This is a genomic window from Novosphingobium sp. G106 (assembly GCF_019075875.1).
Classification (GTDB): Bacteria; Pseudomonadota; Alphaproteobacteria; order Sphingomonadales; family Sphingomonadaceae; genus Novosphingobium.
This window is the reverse complement of sequence record NZ_JAHOOZ010000001.1, coordinates 745,430-764,785: the sequence shown is the minus strand read 5'-3', so window position 1 is coordinate 764,785 and position 19,356 is coordinate 745,430. Positions and strand designations below refer to the sequence as shown.

At 63.8% G+C, this 19,356-nt stretch carries 21 protein-coding genes and 1 pseudogene; 7 read left to right on the top strand and 15 right to left on the bottom strand.

What is annotated here, in order from left to right; all coding sequences use genetic code 11:
• Window positions 1-23: 23 nt before the first annotated feature.
• Window positions 24-1,667: an aromatic ring-hydroxylating dioxygenase subunit alpha gene (locus KRR38_RS03550; protein WP_217398693.1), complete on the bottom strand. Its 1,644-nt coding sequence runs from the start codon at window positions 1,665-1,667 to the stop codon at window positions 24-26.
• Window positions 1,668-1,730: 63 nt separating this feature from the next.
• Entirely contained in the window at window positions 1,731-2,591 is an 861-nt protein-coding gene (locus tag KRR38_RS03545) for an IclR family transcriptional regulator (RefSeq protein WP_217398691.1), read from the bottom strand.
• Window positions 2,592-2,769: 178 nt separating this feature from the next.
• Here KRR38_RS03545 and KRR38_RS03540 point away from each other — a divergent pair, with 178 nt between their 5' ends.
• The 5 genes from KRR38_RS03540 (at window position 2,770) to KRR38_RS03520 (ending at window position 6,062) form a co-directional block, all read left to right on the top strand.
• Window positions 2,770-3,798, top strand: coding sequence for a zinc-binding dehydrogenase (locus tag KRR38_RS03540; RefSeq protein ID WP_217398688.1), 1,029 nt, complete (start codon window positions 2,770-2,772; stop codon window positions 3,796-3,798).
• Between the two features lie 48 nt (window positions 3,799-3,846).
• Window positions 3,847-4,278, top strand: coding sequence for an MFS transporter (locus KRR38_RS03535; RefSeq protein WP_217398686.1), 432 nt, complete (start codon window positions 3,847-3,849; stop codon window positions 4,276-4,278).
• 59 nt (window positions 4,279-4,337) lie between these two features.
• A complete protein-coding gene (locus KRR38_RS03530; RefSeq protein ID WP_217398684.1) occupies window positions 4,338-4,772 on the top strand; it encodes a TonB-dependent receptor in 435 nt (144 codons plus the stop codon).
• A gap of 94 nt (window positions 4,773-4,866) precedes the next feature.
• Complete coding sequence (locus KRR38_RS03525) at window positions 4,867-5,742, top strand: MBL fold metallo-hydrolase (protein WP_217398682.1); 876 nt, start codon at window positions 4,867-4,869, stop codon at window positions 5,740-5,742.
• A 26-nt stretch (window positions 5,743-5,768) separates the two neighbouring features.
• Window positions 5,769-6,062, top strand: a complete 294-nt coding sequence (locus tag KRR38_RS03520; protein ID WP_217398680.1) for a hypothetical protein — start codon at window positions 5,769-5,771, stop codon at window positions 6,060-6,062.
• 119 nt (window positions 6,063-6,181) lie between these two features.
• Here KRR38_RS03520 and KRR38_RS03515 read toward each other — a convergent pair whose 3' ends face one another.
• The 10 genes and pseudogenes from KRR38_RS03515 to KRR38_RS03475 all read right to left on the bottom strand — a co-directional run bounded on the left by KRR38_RS03515 (window position 6,182) and on the right by KRR38_RS03475 (window position 12,683).
• On the bottom strand, window positions 6,182-6,853 hold the full coding sequence (locus KRR38_RS03515) for a hypothetical protein (RefSeq protein WP_217398678.1): 672 nt from the start codon (window positions 6,851-6,853) through the stop codon (window positions 6,182-6,184).
• 34 nt (window positions 6,854-6,887) lie between these two features.
• The gene (locus tag KRR38_RS03510; RefSeq protein WP_217398676.1) at window positions 6,888-7,352 is read right to left on the bottom strand and encodes a DUF1003 domain-containing protein; all 465 of its coding nucleotides are present in this window, start codon (window positions 7,350-7,352) and stop codon (window positions 6,888-6,890) included.
• Between the two features lie 635 nt (window positions 7,353-7,987).
• A complete protein-coding gene (locus tag KRR38_RS03505; RefSeq protein WP_217398674.1) occupies window positions 7,988-9,142 on the bottom strand; it encodes a DUF1501 domain-containing protein in 1,155 nt (384 codons plus the stop codon).
• Between the two features lie 2 nt (window positions 9,143-9,144).
• Complete coding sequence (locus tag KRR38_RS37295) at window positions 9,145-9,612, bottom strand: DUF1800 family protein (protein WP_309140967.1); 468 nt, start codon at window positions 9,610-9,612, stop codon at window positions 9,145-9,147.
• A 79-nt stretch (window positions 9,613-9,691) separates the two neighbouring features.
• A pseudogene (locus KRR38_RS37290) lies at window positions 9,692-10,519 on the bottom strand (DUF1800 family protein); the annotation flags it as partial.
• Window positions 10,516-10,977 (bottom strand): periplasmic heavy metal sensor, encoded by a 462-nt coding sequence (locus tag KRR38_RS03495; RefSeq protein ID WP_217398672.1) that lies wholly within the window; start codon window positions 10,975-10,977, stop codon window positions 10,516-10,518. The pseudogene KRR38_RS37290 and the gene KRR38_RS03495, both read right to left, overlap by 4 nt.
• On the bottom strand, window positions 10,974-11,366 hold the full coding sequence (locus tag KRR38_RS03490) for a hypothetical protein (RefSeq protein WP_217398670.1): 393 nt from the start codon (window positions 11,364-11,366) through the stop codon (window positions 10,974-10,976). The genes KRR38_RS03495 and KRR38_RS03490 overlap by 4 nt, the downstream gene beginning before the upstream one ends.
• A complete protein-coding gene (locus KRR38_RS03485) occupies window positions 11,356-11,922 on the bottom strand; it encodes an RNA polymerase sigma factor (RefSeq protein WP_254514631.1) in 567 nt (188 codons plus the stop codon). The genes KRR38_RS03490 and KRR38_RS03485 overlap by 11 nt, the downstream gene beginning before the upstream one ends.
• 18 nt (window positions 11,923-11,940) lie before the next feature.
• Window positions 11,941-12,294 carry a signal transduction protein gene (locus KRR38_RS03480; protein WP_254514630.1) on the bottom strand — a complete coding sequence of 118 codons (354 nt, stop codon included), beginning with the start codon at window positions 12,292-12,294 and terminating at the stop codon, window positions 11,941-11,943.
• Between the two features lie 80 nt (window positions 12,295-12,374).
• Window positions 12,375-12,683 carry a hypothetical protein gene (locus KRR38_RS03475; protein WP_217398666.1) on the bottom strand — a complete coding sequence of 103 codons (309 nt, stop codon included), beginning with the start codon at window positions 12,681-12,683 and terminating at the stop codon, window positions 12,375-12,377.
• Window positions 12,684-12,910: 227 nt separating this feature from the next.
• On the opposite strand from KRR38_RS03475, the gene KRR38_RS03470 reads away from it, so the two are divergent.
• The gene (locus KRR38_RS03470) at window positions 12,911-15,682 is read left to right on the top strand and encodes a TonB-dependent receptor (RefSeq protein ID WP_254514629.1); all 2,772 of its coding nucleotides are present in this window, start codon (window positions 12,911-12,913) and stop codon (window positions 15,680-15,682) included.
• Entirely contained in the window at window positions 15,682-16,704 is a 1,023-nt protein-coding gene (locus KRR38_RS03465) for a phytase (RefSeq protein ID WP_217398662.1), read from the top strand. The genes KRR38_RS03470 and KRR38_RS03465 overlap by 1 nt, the downstream gene beginning before the upstream one ends.
• Before the next feature lie 459 nt (window positions 16,705-17,163).
• Here KRR38_RS03465 and KRR38_RS03460 read toward each other — a convergent pair whose 3' ends face one another.
• The 3 genes from KRR38_RS03460 to KRR38_RS03450 all read right to left on the bottom strand — a co-directional run bounded on the left by KRR38_RS03460 (window position 17,164) and on the right by KRR38_RS03450 (window position 19,335).
• A complete protein-coding gene (locus KRR38_RS03460; RefSeq protein WP_217398660.1) occupies window positions 17,164-18,285 on the bottom strand; it encodes a hypothetical protein in 1,122 nt (373 codons plus the stop codon).
• Between the two features lie 63 nt (window positions 18,286-18,348).
• Window positions 18,349-18,801, bottom strand: coding sequence for a hypothetical protein (locus KRR38_RS03455; RefSeq protein WP_217398658.1), 453 nt, complete (start codon window positions 18,799-18,801; stop codon window positions 18,349-18,351).
• A 24-nt stretch (window positions 18,802-18,825) separates the two neighbouring features.
• Entirely contained in the window at window positions 18,826-19,335 is a 510-nt protein-coding gene (locus tag KRR38_RS03450; RefSeq protein ID WP_217398656.1) for a hypothetical protein, read from the bottom strand.
• Window positions 19,336-19,356: the final 21 nt, after the last annotated feature.

Below are 19,356 nucleotides of genomic sequence, written 5' to 3'. Positions count from 1 at the left end.
ATCCTCTCCCGTTGTCGTTTTCGTCAGCTGGTCGGCGTTTCGTCCGCCAGCCCCAGCGCCTTCTCGTAGTTGTTGTGGAAGTTGCGGATCTTCATTTCCTGGTAGTTAGAATACCAGACGTGCGGCGGGTTCTTGGCCTTGAGCCCGCGCTGCACCGAGGGGACGTTGAGCACGTCCTGATCGGTGATCTTGCTCAGCGAGAGCAGTTCGGGTGCTGCGGTCCAGGCATCATCGAAGCCCAGCTTGCGGGGCTTGGCGGGTGCCGGGCGCGGCTTGTCCTTCGGCCAGGGCGCGAGCAGCCAGATGTCCATGATGCTCTCTTCGGGATTGTCGCCGTTCGGCCGAAAGCGGAAGCAGATGCGCATCCAGCCGCCCCAGGGGTGGAGGTTGGGGAACAGGTCGTTGAAGCCGTTGGCATTGAGCTCGGCATCCGACCAGGCGGACAGGTCCTCGCCGGTGAGTGCCCCGATCAGGCCCCGCTGGCCGTCGGCCATGGCGCGATATTGGACCAGCGCCTCGTCGAGGTTGAGGAACATGCCGCGCTGCGGGCTGCCCATCGAGGGGTACTGCCCCGAACGGCCCCAGTTGCCGAAGACGTCGTAATGCGTGTTCGACAGGTCGCCGCTGGTCAGCATCTGGTGCGGGTGCGTGGCGATGACGTGATAGGCCTCCATGAAAGCCTCCATCACCACTTTCCAGTTAGCGCGGATCAGCTTCGAGACATTGGCCTGGATGTAGCGGTGCTCGAAGCCGTAGCGCGTATAGTGCTCCATCATCACTGGGCCGAGGAAGTCCTCGAGCGGCCCGGCCTCGGGATCGGGATTGATGAAGACGAAGCCCTGCCAGGTCTGACACTTGGCCGCGGGCAGCTGGCTCGCCTCTTCGCGCACGCCGGGGAAATCCCACTCGGTGGTGATCTCCTTGAGGCTGCCGTCGAGCTTCCAGGCCCAGCCGTGGAACGGACAGCGGAACTCCTTCTCGCCCTTGCCCGAACAGTCCTTGAGCAGGCGGCCGCGGTGGAGACAGATGTTCTGGTGGGCCTTTACCCCGTCCTCGGTGCGCACGACGAGGTAGGACAAATGCGCGATATCGTAGACGTAATAGTCGCCGACATTGGGAATCTCGTCCTCGCGGCAGACCATCTGCCAGGTCTTCTTCCAGATCTTCTCGACCTCGAGGTCGTGGTATTCCTGCTTCCAGTAGCGGTCGGTCGAGATCCGCTTGGGGCCGCCGGGGATCAAGCCGCGCAGGCGATAGGCCTCAGGCACACGCTCGGGCACGCGGTCGTTGTCGAGGAAGAACTCGGGATCGTGGTTGCCGTTCGAGCGCCAGCCTTCGTCGGTTTCCATGCCGGTGTCGGGCCGATAGTTGGCGACGATGCGCTGCATCTCGTCCATGTGGCTGCCGGGGAAATGCTCGATCGGGATGGAGCCGTCGAAGGTCTTCGAGGGCGCGCTCATCCAGATCACCTCATGATCGCGCGGCAGGTCGGGACCGCCGATGTACAGCAGCATGTGCGGATCGGCCTGGGTGACCTCGCCTTCCAGCCATTCACCCTTCCAGGTGAAGATGCCGTAGGCATTGCTGCCCTCCTTCTGGACCTTGATCTTCCCGTCGCCGATGTCTTCGTACATCGTGCCGGTAAGTGGATGGGGCTCTCTTCTCATGGCCAATGATCCTCTCTCGGTCCGGTTGTCAGGAATTTTCCCGGCTTCGCATGGGCGGATGTATCATCGCGGCGCCCGCCCATGCGTTTCGGCCGTCACGATCGCGGCTGCCGCGCGCAAGCGGTCCGCATATTGTTCGATCTCGGAAGGGCTCATGCCCGCGGGTATTCCGCTCAGCGTCAGCTCGAAAACCACTGCACCGTTGGGCGCGAAAACCTGCGCCGACATATGTCCCAGGCCGGTCTGGGCCGCCTCTTTTGCGTCGATCAGCTGGACTTCGTTCGGCGTGAGCCGGGCGAGCAGGTCGTTGACTCTGCTCCAGTAGGCCGTATCGCGGCGCTGCCCGACCGGCAGGATCGCGGCCTGGCTGAAGTTCCGCAGAACATCGCCGATCGACGCCATGGCATAGCCGCGCTGTCGGATGAGCTCGAGAGACTCCCGCATACGGGTCTTCACCGCAACGGCCATCCCGGCAGGCGTCTTGGCGAAATAGCTCTCCATTTCCTGCTCGTCGCTCCAGGCGATCTTGCCCAGGCCGACAGGCGGGACGAAAGGCCGGCGCTCACCGACGCGCATCAGTACGTCGTGCGTCTGCGGCAGGCCTTCCTTGGCAAGCAGCAGCAATTCGTCGTCGACGAAAGTACTGGCTATGCACTGCCCCCTGATTTCGCTGGTCAGCCGTGCCATCTCGCGACGGGCGACATCGAGGCCGCGGTGCTTTTCCAACGCGGCCTGACCAACGGCGACCAGAGCCATGCCCAGCGAATAGGTCTTGTGCTTGACGTGACGCGTCAGGAACCTTGCGTCGGTCAGCATCGTCAGCACGCGATGCGCCGAACCGTTGCTGAGACCGAGATGGCCGGCCAGCTCCGACAGTGTGAAAGACTCGGTCGGGTGCGCGGCCAGGAAGTTGATCACTTCCACCACTCTTCCGTTCGAGCCCGCCCCGGTGGAGCCAAAACTGTCGATTGCAGTCGCCACTTTCAGAAAACCACTCGCCGAATCGCATTGACAAGAACGAGGCGTAGCCCAAAGGTTTCCATCTATCAAATCATTGCTTCCATATTTGGAAAAGTTGTTTTCTGACCGGGAGAGTTCGTCCATGAAGCCGGAAACCTACAAGGCCGCACTGTTCCGCGGCGTCGGCAACGTCGATGTGGTCGATCTGCCCTATCCCGAATGCGGCGAGGACGAGGCGATCGTTCGCAATGTTCTGACCGGTATCTGCGGTTCGGATATCTTCGCCTTCACCAAGCACGGTCCAGAAAGTCGCATCTGGATCGACGAGGAATTCGGCCACGAGGCGATCAGCGAAGTGGTCGAACTCGGCAGGAATGTGACCGGCCTCAAGGTCGGCGACCGGGTCTTCGTCAACCAGGACAAGGCCTTCCGCGATCCGCGGCGCGTGTCGGCGACCGGCGGCTTCTCCAACTATCTGCGGATTCCGCAATGCGAGGTCGGCTACAGCCTGCTGCCGATCGACAATGACCTGCCCTTGCGCGCCGCCGTGCTATTCGAGCCCTTCGTGATCAGCACGCGCGGCGTGAAAGGGCTGACGCCGCGGCAGGGCGACGGCGCGGTCGTATTCGGCGCGGGCATCATCGGCATCACCAGCGCGGTCATGCTCGACTGGTACGGCTGCGAGAAAGTGATGGTCGTCGACTATTCCGAATACCGCCTCGACAACGCCCGCCGCCTGGGATTCGAGACCTGCAATCCCAGCCAGGAAGATCTGAAGAAAAAGGCCTTCGCCGTCTTTGGCAAGCAGCGCGGCTATCCGGCCGAGAAGTGCGGCGCCCGGCTCTTCGTCGATTGCGTCGGCATCCCTTCGATCATCGACAATTTCGCCATGCTGGCACCGCCGCAGGCCGAGATTTCGATCGTCGGCGTGCACAAGGCGCCGGCTACGCTGAACTTCACCGAGGTCGCGTTCAACAACTGGCACATCCACGGCTGCGGTAGCGGTGCGACCGAGGACCTGCTGCCCGAGATCCTCGCGATGATGCGCTCCGGCAAATACGACCTCGCGTCGCTGGTAACTCACGAGTTCCCGGTCGACCGGATAGAGGACGCGATCAGGCTCGCCGCGAATCCGAACGAAGCCCAAAAAGTCTGCATTTCGTTTTCGTGATCGGCAGGAAGAATGCGCCGCGATCCGCCGCGCACGGGGAGGAAAATCGTGTCGGATAGCGAGATGACGGCCGCGGCCGAATGGCGGAGCCATTGGCCGCTGGCGCTGGCCGCTTTGACCGGCCTGTCCTTCATGTCCTTCATGATACCGGCGACCGGCGTGTTCATGGGACCGCTCACGCAGGAGTTCGAGTGGGGCCGGGCGCAGCTTTCGAGCGGCCAGGCAATATCCGCCATCTTGCCACTCTTCCTGGTTCCCGTGGTCGGCGTAGTGGTAGACAAGTGGGGGACGCGGCGGGTGGTGCTGCCGGGCCTCGTGGCCACCGCAGCCGCGATCGCGGCATTCTCGCTGCTCAATGGCTCGTTTGCCCAATGGATCGGTTTCTGGGTCCCGTTCGGTGCCTGTTCGCTGTTGGTGCAGGCCGCGGTCTGGTCGACGGCGGTGGCGAGCGTGTTCAAGGCGGCAGAGGCCTCGCGCTAGGCGTCACGCTTTCGGGTACGGCGCTCGCACAAGTGATCGTTCCGCCGCTGGCGAACTGGTTGATCGCCACTGTCGGTTGGCAGGCAGCCTATGTGTGGCTAGCGGGGGGGCTGGGGCGGGATCGCGCTGCTGTTGTCGGCGCTGTTCCTGTTCGACGCGTATGCCTTCGCGCGCGCGCCTACAAGGGAGACGGGCGGGCCGAGGCGACCTGGAATCACGCCAGCGGCTTTTCGACCACGCCAACCCCGGCAAATCTGCAGCAGAACAAGATTGGTGCGTTCGACATCTTCAATCTCTTTATGAAATACGACGTGCCCGGCGAAAGCATGCTATTGAAGGACCTGTCTTTCACGCTGAACGTCGACAATGTCTTCGACAAGGCTCCGCCGCTCTATCGCGGTACCTATTCGGGCGGCGGCAACACTTCGGTCGGCTTCGCCAATGGCTTCACGCTCGGTCGCCTGATCCGGGTCGGGGTTAGCAAGAAGTTCTGATAGTCTAGCCGTTCTTTTTCGGCGAGCATTTAGGCAAAAGTAGTGGCTGGGGCCGGCGGGCAATTCGCCGGCTCCAATCACTGAAAGGCTTGAAATGACCATGTTCAGGGTGGGGGCGGCGGAGATCGGTTCCGCACTGGAACTCGAACTCAACGCCAGGCCGGTGGCGTGGCTCGGAGCCGCATCCGAATTGATCGAGGCGAACCGCTGGTGGATGGCTCCCCATTTCCTCGAAGACGGCGATACCTGGAGCCTGAATTTCCGAAGTTGGATCGTTCGAGTCGATGACAAGGTAATCGTGATCGATCCGTGCAACGGCAACGGCCGGCCCAACCCGATGCCGATGTTCGACATGCTCGACGTCCCGTTTCTCGAACGTTTCGAAGCGACCGGCGTCAAGGTCGATGATGTCGACTATGTCTTCTGCACCCACATGCATCACGATCACTGCGGGTGGAACACGGTGCTGCGCGACGGGCGCTGGGTGCCGACCTTTCCGAAGGCGCGCTATCTGTTCGTGAAGCGCGAATATGACCGCTGGCACCCCGACAATGCCGGCAACTTCCAGCACCTGCCCTACAACGATGGCGTCTACGAGCGCTCGATCGCTCCCATCGTGGAGGCCGGGCTGGCCGACCTCGTGCTCGACATGCACCGGCCGACGCCGAGCCTGTGCATCGAGCCAGGACGAGGCCACACCGACGGCCACTCCATGCTGCACCTCAATTCTGCGGGTGAAGAAGCCATGTTCTCGGGCGACGCATTCCACCATCCGCTGCAGCTCATCGAGCCTTCGATAAGGTTCGGCGACGGGGACGACTTCGACGCGGTGATCGAAACACGTCGCCGCCTCGCCCATGATAGCCTGGTGCGCGGAATGCTTCTCATTCCCGCTCATTTGCCATTTCCCCACGCTGGCCGGATGCGACAAGACGAGCGAGGCTTGAGTTTCCAGGTTACGGATATTTGATTTCACTTACCCGCTAGAAGCTGGACGTGACGCGGCCCGACGTCATCGTCGGCATTGCAGCACGAGCATCTACGCGGCCGGCGGTGCGAATCCTCGCCAATGTGGTAGGCCTGTCTCCGGTCGCGCAGGACTTTCACATGATCATGGCCGTCAGTCTTGCCGGCACCAGCCGCATGGCCGACGCATTCTTTGACGTTCTCGAACCAGGCGGCGCAGGCATATTCATCTCGTCGTCGGCAGCGCACATGCAGAACGTGCCCGACGCGCTCCTGCCCTTGCTCGACGATCCTGTGGGCCCCGCGTCCACTTTGAACCCGTAGGTGCGTTGGCACATCTGACTGCCGCTCATTCGTGCCCTGAAATTCCAAGCCGAACGAATGGCGGGTATCGGGAAGGCACGGAGGCCGCCTGGATGACCGCAACGTCGGCGGTCGCTCCCTTAGCCACGGATGGTGACGCCCAGTGTTGCCGATCGGGGGCTGCTGCCATCCACATACCGTCCGACAAGGAGGTCGACGTCAAGATCGCCGTGCCCAGGATTCCATCGCAACCCGGCCTGGGCACCGGCAGGGCCAGTCTCGCGCCCGAAGCCTTCGACCATCGCGCTCAGGTCCGTGCCTAGCTGCGTCTCGATCTGTCCGCCCCAGAATGGCGAATGCCGATCTTTGGAAGTCGCCGAGTAGCTGTAACCAAGGTTGAGGTTGAACCTGGTTTTGGAACTTACCGTGAAGGTAATCGGCACCGTGACGCTCGCCGTGTCGAGACGGCCGGACCGGAGGTTCCAGGTTGCTCCGAAGGACGCGGCAAGGCCGATGCCTTTTTGGGTCGATCGTAGATTCACTTTGACGGCTGGGCCTGCGGTGGTGATTGATTGCCCGTCCCAGCTATGGATAAGGACCGCGCCGATCTCTACGGACTGAAGCGCGGCAGGCGTGCAGGCCGGCGATAGATCGGCAAGGCCATGCCCCTGGTCTTCCGTAACCCAAGTTTCGACATGGCAACGCCCGGGCGTTTCGACATCGACGTCATCGACGACGTGGGCGCCACCCGCGGCAATAGCAGGGCTCGACAGCGGCCCGCAAAGGGCCGCTGTCAGGATTGCTGCTTTCATCAATTTGCTCAGCATCACGAATTACGACTCGTGATCAGCTCTTGATCGGCTGACCGCCAACCGTGGCGGGGCCCGCCTGTTCTCCAGCCATGGCAAGAAGGAGATCGATCTTCTCATGGAGACAGGCGATCTCGGCTTCGGTGCGAAGGTTCGTTTCATAGTCCAGTCGCGCCTCCAGCCTGTCCTTGGCCGCCTGCCGGTTCTGGCTCATCATGATGACCGGTGCCTGCAAAGCAGCGAGCATCGAAAGCATCAGGTTGAGGAAGATAAAGGGGAATGGGTCGAAAGCCCGTGTGGTCAGTATGACGGTGTTGATCACCGCCCAGCCGACAAGAAACAAACCGAACCCGACGATGAACGCCCACGAGCCGCCGATCGCCGCGACGCGGTCGGCCAGCCGTTCGCCGAAGCTCAGGCGTTCGTCGAATACTTCGTTCAGGTTGCGGGTATGTGACACGCGCCGGAGCTGTCCGGCGATGAAACGGATCGCTGCATTCATAACTCACCTCTTGCGACCGTACCGCTGCGGTCGCCGGTGAGTGGCCTCAGGTCACCTCGCCAGCTCCCTCAGCGGGACGGTCCTTCGACTATGATCGTTGTCCATTGGTCCCTCTGGGAGGAGTGGCGGTGCGACTCATCAGAGTCGATCGCGAGGTGGGTCGAAACTACCGCCGTGTCAACGTCGTCCGGGCACGGGGGCCGACAATCTGAGACAGCCCAATCGGTTAGGACCGAGAGGACGGCCTTCAGATCCGAAACAGCATGGAGGGTTGATGAACAGAAAGCAGCTATCGGCACGCACTTCGATGTACGGAACGGCAGCTAAGTCGGCGAGCGCTTATCTAGTCCCGCCGTTTTCTGGACGAGGCCCAGGTACCCATGAGGCCGCCAAGGCCACTTGTTGCAACAGGTTATGCACCGGCGGGCGAACCGCTGAATACGCACAGGAATGCGGAGACGGCGACAATGCACGCTCTGCTGAAACTAGACAGCATCGCTCGCCTCCTGTGCGACGAGCGCTACAGGTCGATCGAAGCCTTCCTCGGTCCCCTGTATCCGCTCTGCGCTCGCACCGTCCCGGCTTCCAGGGGCGCGTCAAAGGTCGTCGAACGGCCGATTTGTCGGCGACAATGGTCACCCTAGCAAGAATGGTTTGCCGTATCCGGGCTGAAAAGTGCGCTTGAACAACGCGCGCGATACCTGTTCACGCTCGATCGCGAAGCTCTCGGCAGTGACGGCCGCGATCATGGAGTCCATGTCCTGGGTCGGTTTCAGATCACGACCCTCGTAAAGCGCGCTAGCGGTGAGGCCCGGCCAGTCGGCGACCACGCGCTTGCCGGCAACGGCGCCGCCCACGAGCATCGCAGCCGAGGCCGTGCCGTGGTCAGTGCCGCCAGTGCCGTTGGCCGCTACGGTCCGGCCGAACTCGGTGGCGACGAGCACTGTCGTACCCCCCCAGGCCGAACCGAGGCCGTCGCGTAGCGCCGCGAGTAGCGCGTCGAGGTTCTTGAGCTGAAACGCGAGCCGAGCGTTCTGGCCGCTGTGCGTGTCCCAGCCGCCGATCTCGATCATGGCAATGCGCGGGCCCTCGGGCTTGGCGAGGAATGCGGCCGCGAGCTTGCCGAGGCTGGCAGGGTCTTGGCGCGGCCCGCCGCTGCCATCGGCCGCCATACCGCGCGTCTCCATCGCCTCGGCCCAGAGCGCATGGAGCTGCGCGTCGCCGGCGTAGAGTTGGGTCACGCGCGCAAGCAGATCGTCGGAGGCCTGCGGCAGCGTCGAAGGCGCATAGGAATTAACCGGCCGCGGTCCCCGCAGGGCGAGCGGCACCGTAGGCGCGATGGCAATCGGCGCTTCTGCCGTGCTCGGAAGCAGCCCCACCAACCGGTTGAGCCAGCCGTCCTTGACCGCATAGGGCGCGGCGCCACCGGTCTCGAGCACGTTCTGCCCGTCGAAATGAGAGCGATCGCGATAGGGCGAGGCGACGGCATGGACGAACAGTGCCTGGCCCGCCGCATACATTTTACCGGTCTCGACCAGCGAGGGGTGGAGAGCGAACAGACTGTCGAGTTTGATCGCCGTGCCCGGATCGATCGCGAGTGCCCCGCGCTGCCGGACATAGTCGGGATCGCCATAAGGGATCACCGTGTTCAGCCCGTCGGCGGCGCCGCGCTGAATGACGAAGACGAAGCGCCGCTCGCCCCCAACCGTGGCGAAAGCCATGCGCGGCGCGATCAGGAAACCCGCGCCGAGGCCGATCGCGGACAGCACGGAACGACGGGCGAGATCCATCCTCACCTCCTCTGGAACTCGGGGGACACAAGCAGCAGCGCAAGGCCCGTGGGCGGGCTTTCGGCACGCGCGATCGCTTGACCGGTCTCACCGCTCAAGGCGCCCGGAAGGAGTTTTGGCGCGAGTTCGCGCGGATCGAGCCGGTCGCCGACACGCATGGCGATGCGCTGCGCCACTTCGACACGGCGGACCAGAGCATCGGGCGCAGCCCAGCTTGCGGCGATGTCGTCGAAGCCGGCCGGCGAACCCGGCCGCCAGACCGGCTGGCCGAGCTGTTGCATCATTGGGGCAACCTGGACGTCGCCGAGTTCGCGCATACCGATGCCGCGTGTGGCGGAGATCAGCCACTCCCAGGGCGTCTTGAACTTGGCGGGCTGCGACGCCCATGCCTCGGGCGCCTCGATCAGCGCGCGGTAGACCGTGGGAAGATCGCCGCCGCTGGAAGCGAAGGCCGCGGAGAGGCGCTGCACGAGCGCTGGCGGGGGGACTGTCCGAGACGAAATGTCGGGCAAGCTTGGTCGCAATGTGATCCGCGGTCGCAGGCGCGGCCGCAAGGTCGTGCAGGATGGCGCCCGCTTGCCCCTCGCCCGGCTGGGCATAGGTTTTGCCCATGACGGTTCGCGGCCCGGGCTCGTGCATTCCGGGGCGGAAGACGAAGCTGCCCGGCTCGCCGCCGAACCGCTGGCCTCTGCCCAGCCCGCCCGTGCTCCAGCCGGTCAGCGCGCGGGCGAACTCGGTGACGTCGGCCTGGGTGTACCCGGTGCGCACGCCGAGCGTGTGCAGTTCCATGATCTCACGCGCGAGATTCTCGTTGAGCCCTTCCTTGCGCTGCGGATTGCGCTGCGCGGCGAGGCCTGCGAGTGCCGAATTCGGCCCGATCGACTGGGCCTGGTCGAGATAGAGCTGCATCGCTGCATGACGCTCGACGGCCAGCAGCAGATCCTCGAACTTGCCGAGCACATGCGGCCGGATCGCCTCGGACTCGAAGGCGCCGGCGAAGGGGATCACCACCAGCTTGTCGGCCGAGATGGCGAAATGGTTCGACCAGAAATGCACGAGCCGCTCGACGAAGGGGGTGTCGCTGGCGAGCGCGCTGGCCGCACGGGCATTGACCGCCATGCGGTAGGTCTCGCGGCTCTCCTGGCCCAGCAGCTTGCGCTCCACGGCCTTGTCCGCATCGGCCGCGCTGCGCATCTGCTGGCGATCGACGAGATATTCGGTGGCGATCGCACCGGTCGACGGCAGCGCGGCCCAGGCCGCCGGTTTCGCCTGGTAGCGCTCAAACTGGCCCAGCAGCCACTTCCTGGGGTCAGCCGGCGCCGCCTCGTCTGAACGGGCGCCGAGGCCAAAGCGGTTTAGCGCAATCGCGGCGATCATGGCTTCGCTCCCCGCGGGGTGAGCGCGCGGGCGAGCGCTTCGCGTTCCTCCGCAGGCAGCCGCGCGGCAAAGTCGGCGACGACCGTTTCCAGCCGCGTGCGGATCGCAACGTCGGCGGTACGCGCCTTGTCGAGCGCGGCCTTGAGCGCGGGCCCGTCGAGCTTGGGCTGGTCGAGCAGCCGGCCCGCTTCGAGCCTTGCTTCGCGGGCGTCCTGGATTTGCGGCCGCAGGTTCTTCATTGTCTCGATAACCGTGAGCCTCAGCTCGCGGCGATAGGGCGGGGACAGCGCCATGGCCGCCTGGCGCAGCCGCCCGGCGCGGCCTAGGCCGCCTGCCGCGACTGGGCGCTGCGCCTCAGCGCGATGCCACATGATCGCCGCGCCGCCGATCCCGCCGATGACGAAGACGTTCAGCACTAGCGAGCACATGAGCAGGATCTGGAGGCCGCGGCCTTTCACAGCGAGCTCTCCTCGAGGTCCGCGGGCGCGGAAAATATCGTCATGTGCTCGTCGCCCCAGCCGGCGCGGCGATCGATCGGCGTCAACGCCAGGATCAGCGCGCCCGTTGCCACTCCGAGCGCTCCGGATCCCGCCAGCAGCGGCGCGAACCACCAGCGGCGCAGAAGCGAGCTGCTCGCGGCGAAGCCGGCGAGCGCCTGCCCGACCAATGCCGCATCGGGATGCGCTACGGTCAAGCGATCGAGCGCCCGGTCGAGCCTTTCGGCATCCAGATGCCCGGCTTGGCCAGACTCCAGCAAGGCCATCGCATCCGCGCGTTCGCCCTCGGGCCAGCGCTCTGGACGCGAACCGTAGGCCGCCAATATCTGCGTCAGGCGCTCAGGCGTCATGGCCATCCTCCACGAGCAGCAGGCGCAGCCGGCGCCGGGCGCGAGAAAGCAGGCTTTCCAGCGCTTCCACACTGACCTCCATCACTTCCGCAGCCTCCACGTTGGACAATTCCTGATAGTACTGCAGCACAACCGCCTCGCGCTGACGCAGCGGCAGGGCCTGAAGCGCGGCGCCGACGCGCTCGCTCGTGGCCGCGGTCAGCAATACCGCGTCGGGCAGCGGATCGGTGTCCGCCCGATCGGGCACTTCGTCCACCAGAACTTCGCGTCGTGAGCGCCGCATCCGGTCGTGGCAGAGGTTCAGCGCGACCCGGTGAAGCCAGGTATCGAACTTCGCCCTGCCCGACTTCCACCGCGGCGCCTGGCGCCAGACGCGCAGCATAGCTTCCTGGGCAACGTCCTCGGCCGCGACCGCATCGCCGAGCAGCCGCGTCGCCAGCGCCAGCAGTCGCGGGAGTTTGGCCCCGACCATCGCACGCGCTGCAGCGGCATCGCCGCGGGCTATCCGCCGCAGCAGGTCCGCATCGGGATCCTCGCCGATGGGCAGCGGGGTCAAGGCCGAGACCCTCGCGCCTCAATCTCCCGGCTCTCCCATTCCGCCACCGCGCCGCGCCATGCCGAGGCCTTTACCGCGAGCAGCGCCCCGCGCCGCGCCGCGCTCTGCGGACGTGACCCTACCGTCGTGGTTTGCATCGAGCCGCGCAAAGCGGCGAGCACTGATCCGGTCGATCTCGGCCGGACCGAGCGCACCGTCGCCATCGGCATCGATGCGCTTGAACAGCCGCGACGGATCGCGCTTGCCGGCGCGGCCGCTGCCCAGCGCTTCGCGCGCTGCGGCGAGCTCTGCCTGGCTGATCTTGCCGTCATGGTTGCTGTCCCCGGCCAACAGGCGCTGACGGAATGCAGCCTGGAAATCGGCCAGGCTCATGCCTTGATCGCCCGAAGCTCCGCCCGCCGCAAGGGCAGGCGAAGCCAAGATGGCGAGCGCGAAAAGCATCGCCGCGCGCATCAACGCACCTGCCCGTCGTGCTTCTGCTGGTAGATGTTCACGCTGGCGCGGTCCTGCCGGTAAGCCAGCCTCGAACGTTCAGCCGGCGACAGCCCGCCGCCGCTGGCACGCATCCGGGCTTCGCTGCGTGCGATACGCATCTGCTGCTGCTCGAGCCCGCGAGCCTCGCGGCGCGTCAACTCTCCCGAGCGCACGCCCTGGCCAATGCGGTCCTGCTGGTGGTGTTGGCGCGCATTGACCCGGGCATAGGCCGGTGCGGCAAGCATTGTGGCCGCGGCGAGTCCTGCGGCGATGATCTGCTTCATCATGGTTCTTATCTCCAAGCGCCCCCATGACTGCCGCATCCCCCGACGCGACACAGCTTACACGCACGCCAAAACCGAACCCGTCGCTCGACCGGATATATTTTGCAGCAGGCCCGCGCCCAAATGTCATTAAAACGACGCAAATCTGACGCCGTAGGGTCACGAACCCACCCTAGGCGCGCCCAACATTACCAATAGGTAATTTTTTGGTAATGTTCAGGGGGCGATCCATGACTTTAAAATCCGTCAATCGACGTGCCGTGCTGCTTTGCGGCGCCGCTGCGCTTCTGCCGTTTAGCGCTGCGCAAGCCGAGGAAGCTGGCGACGCCGGCAGCGACATCATCGTGACCGGCACGCGCCCGATCGCAGAATCAGAGGCCGCCGCCCTCGCTGTGCAGAAAGCTTCAGATTCGCTGGTGACCGTCGCGGCATCGGACTCGGTCGGCCGGCTGCCCGACCAGAACATTGCCCAGGCGACGAGCCGCCTTCCCGGCGTAAGCGTCGAGCGCGACCAGGGCCAGGCCCGCTACATCAACCTGCGCGGCGCGCCCAAGACCTGGACGACGCTGTCGTTCGACGGGATCAATGTCGTCAGCCCCGAAGGTCGTGACGCGCGCTTCGATTCGATCCCTTCGGCCATTGCCGGACAGATCATCGTGTCCAAGGCGGTCACGCCGGACATGCCGGGCGAAACCGTCGCCGGTAACGTCAACGTCGTCACCCGCTCGGCCTTCGACTATGCGGGCCTCCACGTCGCTGCCAAGGCGGGCATGGGCTTCGCCGAGCTCGGCGACCGCAAGGAATACGAAGGCTCGCTGGTGCTCTCGAACCGCTTCAAGGCGGGCGACGGCGAGATCGGCGTACTGCTGTCAGGCAGCTACTACGAACGCAACATGATCACCGACAACTTCGAGACCGACTACGAACCCGTCCCCAATGACAAGCGGCCGGGCTTTCAGAACCGCTTCTGGGCGCATGAGGCAGAGAACAAGCTGTACCGCCTCACCCGCAAGAACTGGTCGGTTTCAGGCCGGGTCGACTACAAGCCCGACGCCGACAACACGATCTCGCTACGCTCGGTCTACACGATCTTTACCGACGACGAGGCGCGCGACAACTATCGCTTCGACCTCGACGACCGCGAAGGCGATCTCGTCGGCAATACGGCCGCCTGCACCCCGGCGGTAAACGCCACGCCGACAACTTCGGGTTATGGCGACATCTGCATCGGAAACACGCCCCAGAAGGGCGTCGTCTACGGCATCGACATCCGCCAGCGCTCGACCCTGCGCGCGTTCCGCCAATCGGTCTTCACCAACACGCTGGCCGGCGACCACAAGTTCGGGGACGGCGCCTGGACTTTGTCGTGGGTCGGCAACTACACCGAATCCAAGGACGATCGTTCGGTCGTCGGTGAGGCGACCTGGGACAGTCCCAGCACGCGCAATCTGCGCCCGACCGTCGCCTACGACTTCTCCGACCCCAACCGCTCGCGCCTGCAACTGTTCCGCACGATCCAGCTCTCCAGCCCGACCCGGTTCCAGGCCGGCGATGCGGTCACCGCGATCGATACCTTCACCAAGCCGCTGTCGGGCTTCACCGTGCTCGACGCCGTCGACACGACCAAGGCCTGTACCGGCAAGCTCGTGCTCGGACGTGAAGCGGCATTCCTGGGCGGCGACGCGACGTTCAAGCTGGGCTTCCAGTTCGACCAGCGCACCAAGATCGCCAACGAGAACCAGATCGCACTGAACGCCACTCAGGCCGCGACGGTCCTCCCCACCGACTACAATCAGTTCTCGCTGGACCAGGCATTCCTCGGCAAGATCCCGATGGACTACACGTTCCGCTATTTCGATACGGACAAGATGCGCACGGCCTCCGAGAAGGCGCGAGCTGCCTTCCCGCTGACGCCGGTAACCGCGAACAACTACAATGTGCGCGAGCAGGTCTTTGCCGGGTTCCTCATGGGTACCGTGCGTTACGATTGGGGATCGGTGATCGGCGGCGCCCGCATCGAGCACATCAAGAACCGCGGCATCGCCGTAGCCACGATCGGTGCAACGAGCGGGCCGGTCACGGCCGAGGCGGAGCAGACGCTGGTCTTCCCCAGCCTGCACATCAACTACAACGTCGATGACACGAAGAAATTCCGGCTCTCGTTCAACTCGGGCGCGGCGCGCGCAGACTACGACCAGCTCCGTCCCAATGTCGTCATCAACGATACCAACGAGACGATTTCCGGCGGCAATCCGGCCGTGAAACCCGAGCGCGCCTATGGCGTAGACGCCTATTTCGAATGGTACATGCGCCCGCAAGGCTATCTGATGATCGGCGCCTTCTACAAGAAGGTGAAGGACGTCCTCTACACAACGTCGCGTACTTTCGGATCGGACGCGCTCAACAGCGGCGGCATCGATCGTTCGGGCTACCGATTCTCGGGAATCACCAACGGCGGCGACGGCCGCATCTACGGGATGGAAGCCGCCGCGCAGCTGCAGCTCGAGCCCTGGACCGACGATCTCGGCCTGCCCGATTTCATGGGCGGTTTCGGCATCTCGGCGAACGTGACGCTCAACAACAGCAGGGTCACCAAGCCGGCCACCGGCGCTGTCGCAGCGCGCAAGGTGCGGCTGCCGGGCACGTCGGACTTCGTCTACAATCTCGGGGCTTATTACGAGAAGTACGGCCTGTCGCTGCGCCTGCAATACCAGAACCGCGGCAAGTGGCTCGATACTGTCGCCGACACGTTGGCCGATGCAGGCGACACCTACTGGGCTTCGGACGACGAACTCGACTTCTCGGCGCGCTACGCGTTCACCAAGAATTTCGAGATCTACTTCGATGCCTCTAACCTGCTGAACCACCCGGGCCGCCGTTACTCCGATCCGGGCAACCTGCTGACCGCGACGGGCATCCCTTCGCCGAGCACCACCGGTCAGACGATCGAGTGGGAGCGCTTCGGCCGCCGCTATACCGGCGGTATCCGGATCAACTTCTGATGCGGCGACTGCTGCTAACCTGCAGCGTGGCCGGCCTTGCCGGCTGCGCTACGGTGCCGCCGCCGGTAGGCTCGCCCACCGCCGTCTCCGTGACGGCGGTCGGCGAGACCGAGCCGGTGGGTACGGCCAATGCCGACGCGGCAGATGATCCGGCGATCTGGCGCAATGCCGCCGATCCGGCAGCGAGCCTGATCGTGGCCACCGACAAGAAGGCAGGACTTCACGTCTACGACCTCGACGGCAGGCGACGCTCGTTTGCCAATGTCGGCCGGGTCAACAACGTCGACCTCGCCGACCTTGGCGCGCAGGGTGTGATCATCGCGGCGAGCGACCGCAACGACATCGCGCATGCCAAGCTCCAGCTGTTCCGGCTCGACACTGCCGCGGCGCAGCTCGTGCCGCTGGGCGCCGTCGATGGCGGCAGCGGCGAAGGCTATGGCATCTGCCTTGGCACCAGCGGCGGTGACCTCCGCGCCTATTCGGTGCTCAAGGACGGCACGGTCAACGAGTATCGCATCGACCTGGGCGGTGTGCCTAGGTCGGTGCTGCTGGCGACCCACAAGCTGGCTTCTCAGGCCGAGGGCTGTGTCGTCGATCCGCGAGACGGCACGGTCTATGTCGGCGAGGAAGACGTCGGTGTCTGGCGCTTCGGCAAGGGAATGACGAGTCCCAAGCTGGTCGCGGCGGTCGACAACAAGCATCTCGTCGCCGACACTGAAGGCGTTGCGCTGATCACCGAAGGCACTGACAGCGGCATGCTCGTCGTCTCGAGCCAGGGCGACAGCTCCTATGCGCTCTACCGGCTGCCGGACATGGAGCCTGCCGGCCGCTTTCGCATTGTCGCCGGACGCTATGGCGCGACATCGGAGACCGACGGCATCGCGCTGATGGGGGGAAGCTTCGGGCCCGACTATCCGACCGGACTGTTCGTTGCGCAGGATGGCGACAACGCGCCCTACGCTCAGAATTTCAAGCTGGTGTCCTGGGCCGAGGTACAAAAGGCCATCGCTGCGGAGCGATGATCACATACAGCCGAAAGAAGCTTGAGGCCCTCACGTGACCTAGTCGTGTACCTGAACGTAGGGCCGCCTTAAAAGCGAGTAGATGCAGATTCGACAGCAGCCGAGCGCCGAAAATTCTATCGCTTGAAACTACGCAGCCAGAGAATGATCGGCAGACAATGACTGGTCCCATCGGACGTCGAAACCCGTCTCACCGTCAAGGCGAACAGCGGCGCCCGACGGTCTTCTTTCATGAACAGTGGATTAAAAAGCGGAACTCCACTTCCCCCTTTAGGAACTCCACTGCCCTACCCGTTGCAGACCTCATCCTGGTCGACACAAGGTTGCTCGTGATCAAAGGACGATCAGGCCGAGCTACATGTCCCTGCGGGGAATTCTTGAACCGGCCCGAGCGATTCAACGATCGCACGTCGTAAGCAGCAGGAGAACAGTTGAGATCGCGACCAGTCGCCGCCGGCACTATCCGCCTGGGCGCAGTATCTTATGGTCGATCGAAACCGCGTCACTGCGCAAGGCACTGCTCGGCGTAGTCAAGGGCAATTCGCGGAAGCTAGTCAGCCCTGGCGGTGCCGCGCAGACATAGGGGATCGCATTGACGATCCGTGTCACCGTCATCAGGTACCCGTCATAGCCCAGTTCTTCGGGCTTGCGTCGATCGCCAATCGTGCATTCCAAAGCGATGTTGGGATCGCCCTCTATTTCGATGCGCATGCAGCCGTGTGTGTCAGCCTTCCTCCATTCCGGCGCTATGTCGTCGCACATCCGGTTCACGTGCTCGACGACGACGGCTTCGCGCCCCTCGATGATCGCGCTGGTGCGGATGCGAATGGCGGCGACCTTGCCTTTCTCGATCGTTCCGAAAGCCACCTTGATGTCGCGCTCGGCCACGCGCTTTTCGTAGAGTTCCTCGAACCTTTCGACCTTGTAGCCGAGCTTGTCGGCGACATTGATCAGCGGACCGCCCCAAACGTAAAGTTGCGCACCCGGCTGTTCGAGAATCGCCTGCTTCTCGGGCAGTTCGTCGAAGCCGAAGATGTCCGCCATTTCAGCACGCTCCTGGACCATCGAATAATTGAACAGCTCGTAGGACGTGATGCACTTGATGGTATTGCTCAGCGTCGTGGCCAGCATCGCCATATGATCGACGAATCCAGGCTCCTGTCCATTCGCGTAGAAGGTGGCGCCACCCTTGATCCCGGCGGCCTCGAGGCGGGCGACATAGTCCTGTTCGGGATGCGACGGCGGAAAGACCAGCGAGCCGTCGCTGGCGGTCACGACGTTGATACCCTGCTCGAGCAGCTTTACGTGCCATTCGCCATTGACCCGGACCGCCTCGATCGGATCCCTGATATTCAGAGCCATCACGGCACAATCCGGTCGTAGCGCGAAGATATCTTCTTCGCTGTCCGTGATGATCACACCGCAAGCCTGATCGGTATCGAGCAGTCCGGCATCGGTCCCGATGTTGCGAGAGCGTCCCCAGACCCCGACAAGTTCGACATCATCCCTGCCCTGCAGGCAGCGGACAGCGATGCCGCCGATGTTTCCGGTGCCGATCACAACCACACGAAGCCTGGTCATCTGCTTCTCCCTTGCCGCTCTCGACCCTTAGCGATGGGGCCGCATTGACGATGTCTCAAATGCCTAGATATCTCTCGGTGTCACCGTAACGCCTGGTAGCCGGAAGAAATCTTCGCCGAGTGCATGGGCTGCGTAGCCCACGTCGCCTTCGTCGAAATAGTTACCCTCTCCGCTGATCAGATCGCCGTTGAATTCGCACCATGCGAACTGGGAGGAACAGTGCACGGTGCCGTCATTTGATGGCTTGCTGATCCGAACCTCGCCGATGAAACCGTCTTCGGCGAACCAGGTGTTGACGACTTCCGGATTGGCCATGGCGCCGATAAGCGGGAACATCCGCTGGTACATCTGCGACACGCCCTCGGTACTGGCAATCCGGCAGCCGATGGGTTCGATTATCCAACAGGGTTCGGGATGCACCGTCGCCATGAGCGGTTCGATCTCATGGGTGAATTCGTATCGCGTGTGGACGCTGGAAACGTCGATCATGCCTTTGAGGTCGAGATGGGTCGGCATCGTTGGTTCTCCTCTCGCAGGGTTTCAGCCCGAGACGCGTTCTACGCCGGGCAGCGACGAAAAATCCTCTCCTAGCGCTCGAACGAACAGTTTCGAGAACAGGGCGTTCATGCGGAGGCGATAGGATAATATGCTCTCGAGGCCGTCGGCGAACTCGATGATCTCCAGCTGGGTGGTCGGCAGTTCTTCGCCCGAGGACAATCGGACCGGATAGGACCATTCACGCAGGAGCCCGTTCTGGTTCGACCACTCCCTCAATTGTCGCCTTGAGGCCAACGATGGTGCCAGTACGGGCGCCGATCGCTGAAACATCTCGGCGATCGTTGCCCGTGCGGTTATTCGCAATCCCGCCGGCTTGAACTCGCAAATCGCGCTCTCATGGAAGGTCTCCAGGAACGCGGGGCCGTCCTGCCTGTGCCTGGCCTCGTCGAGCTTCGCCGCCACCACCTTCATGACCCGAAGTTCTTCGGGGGTAGAAGGCCGCGCGTGGCTGGCCGCACTATCGATCGGCGCACCCGAGATCTCGGAAGACATTGCGATGTCCTTTCTATGCGG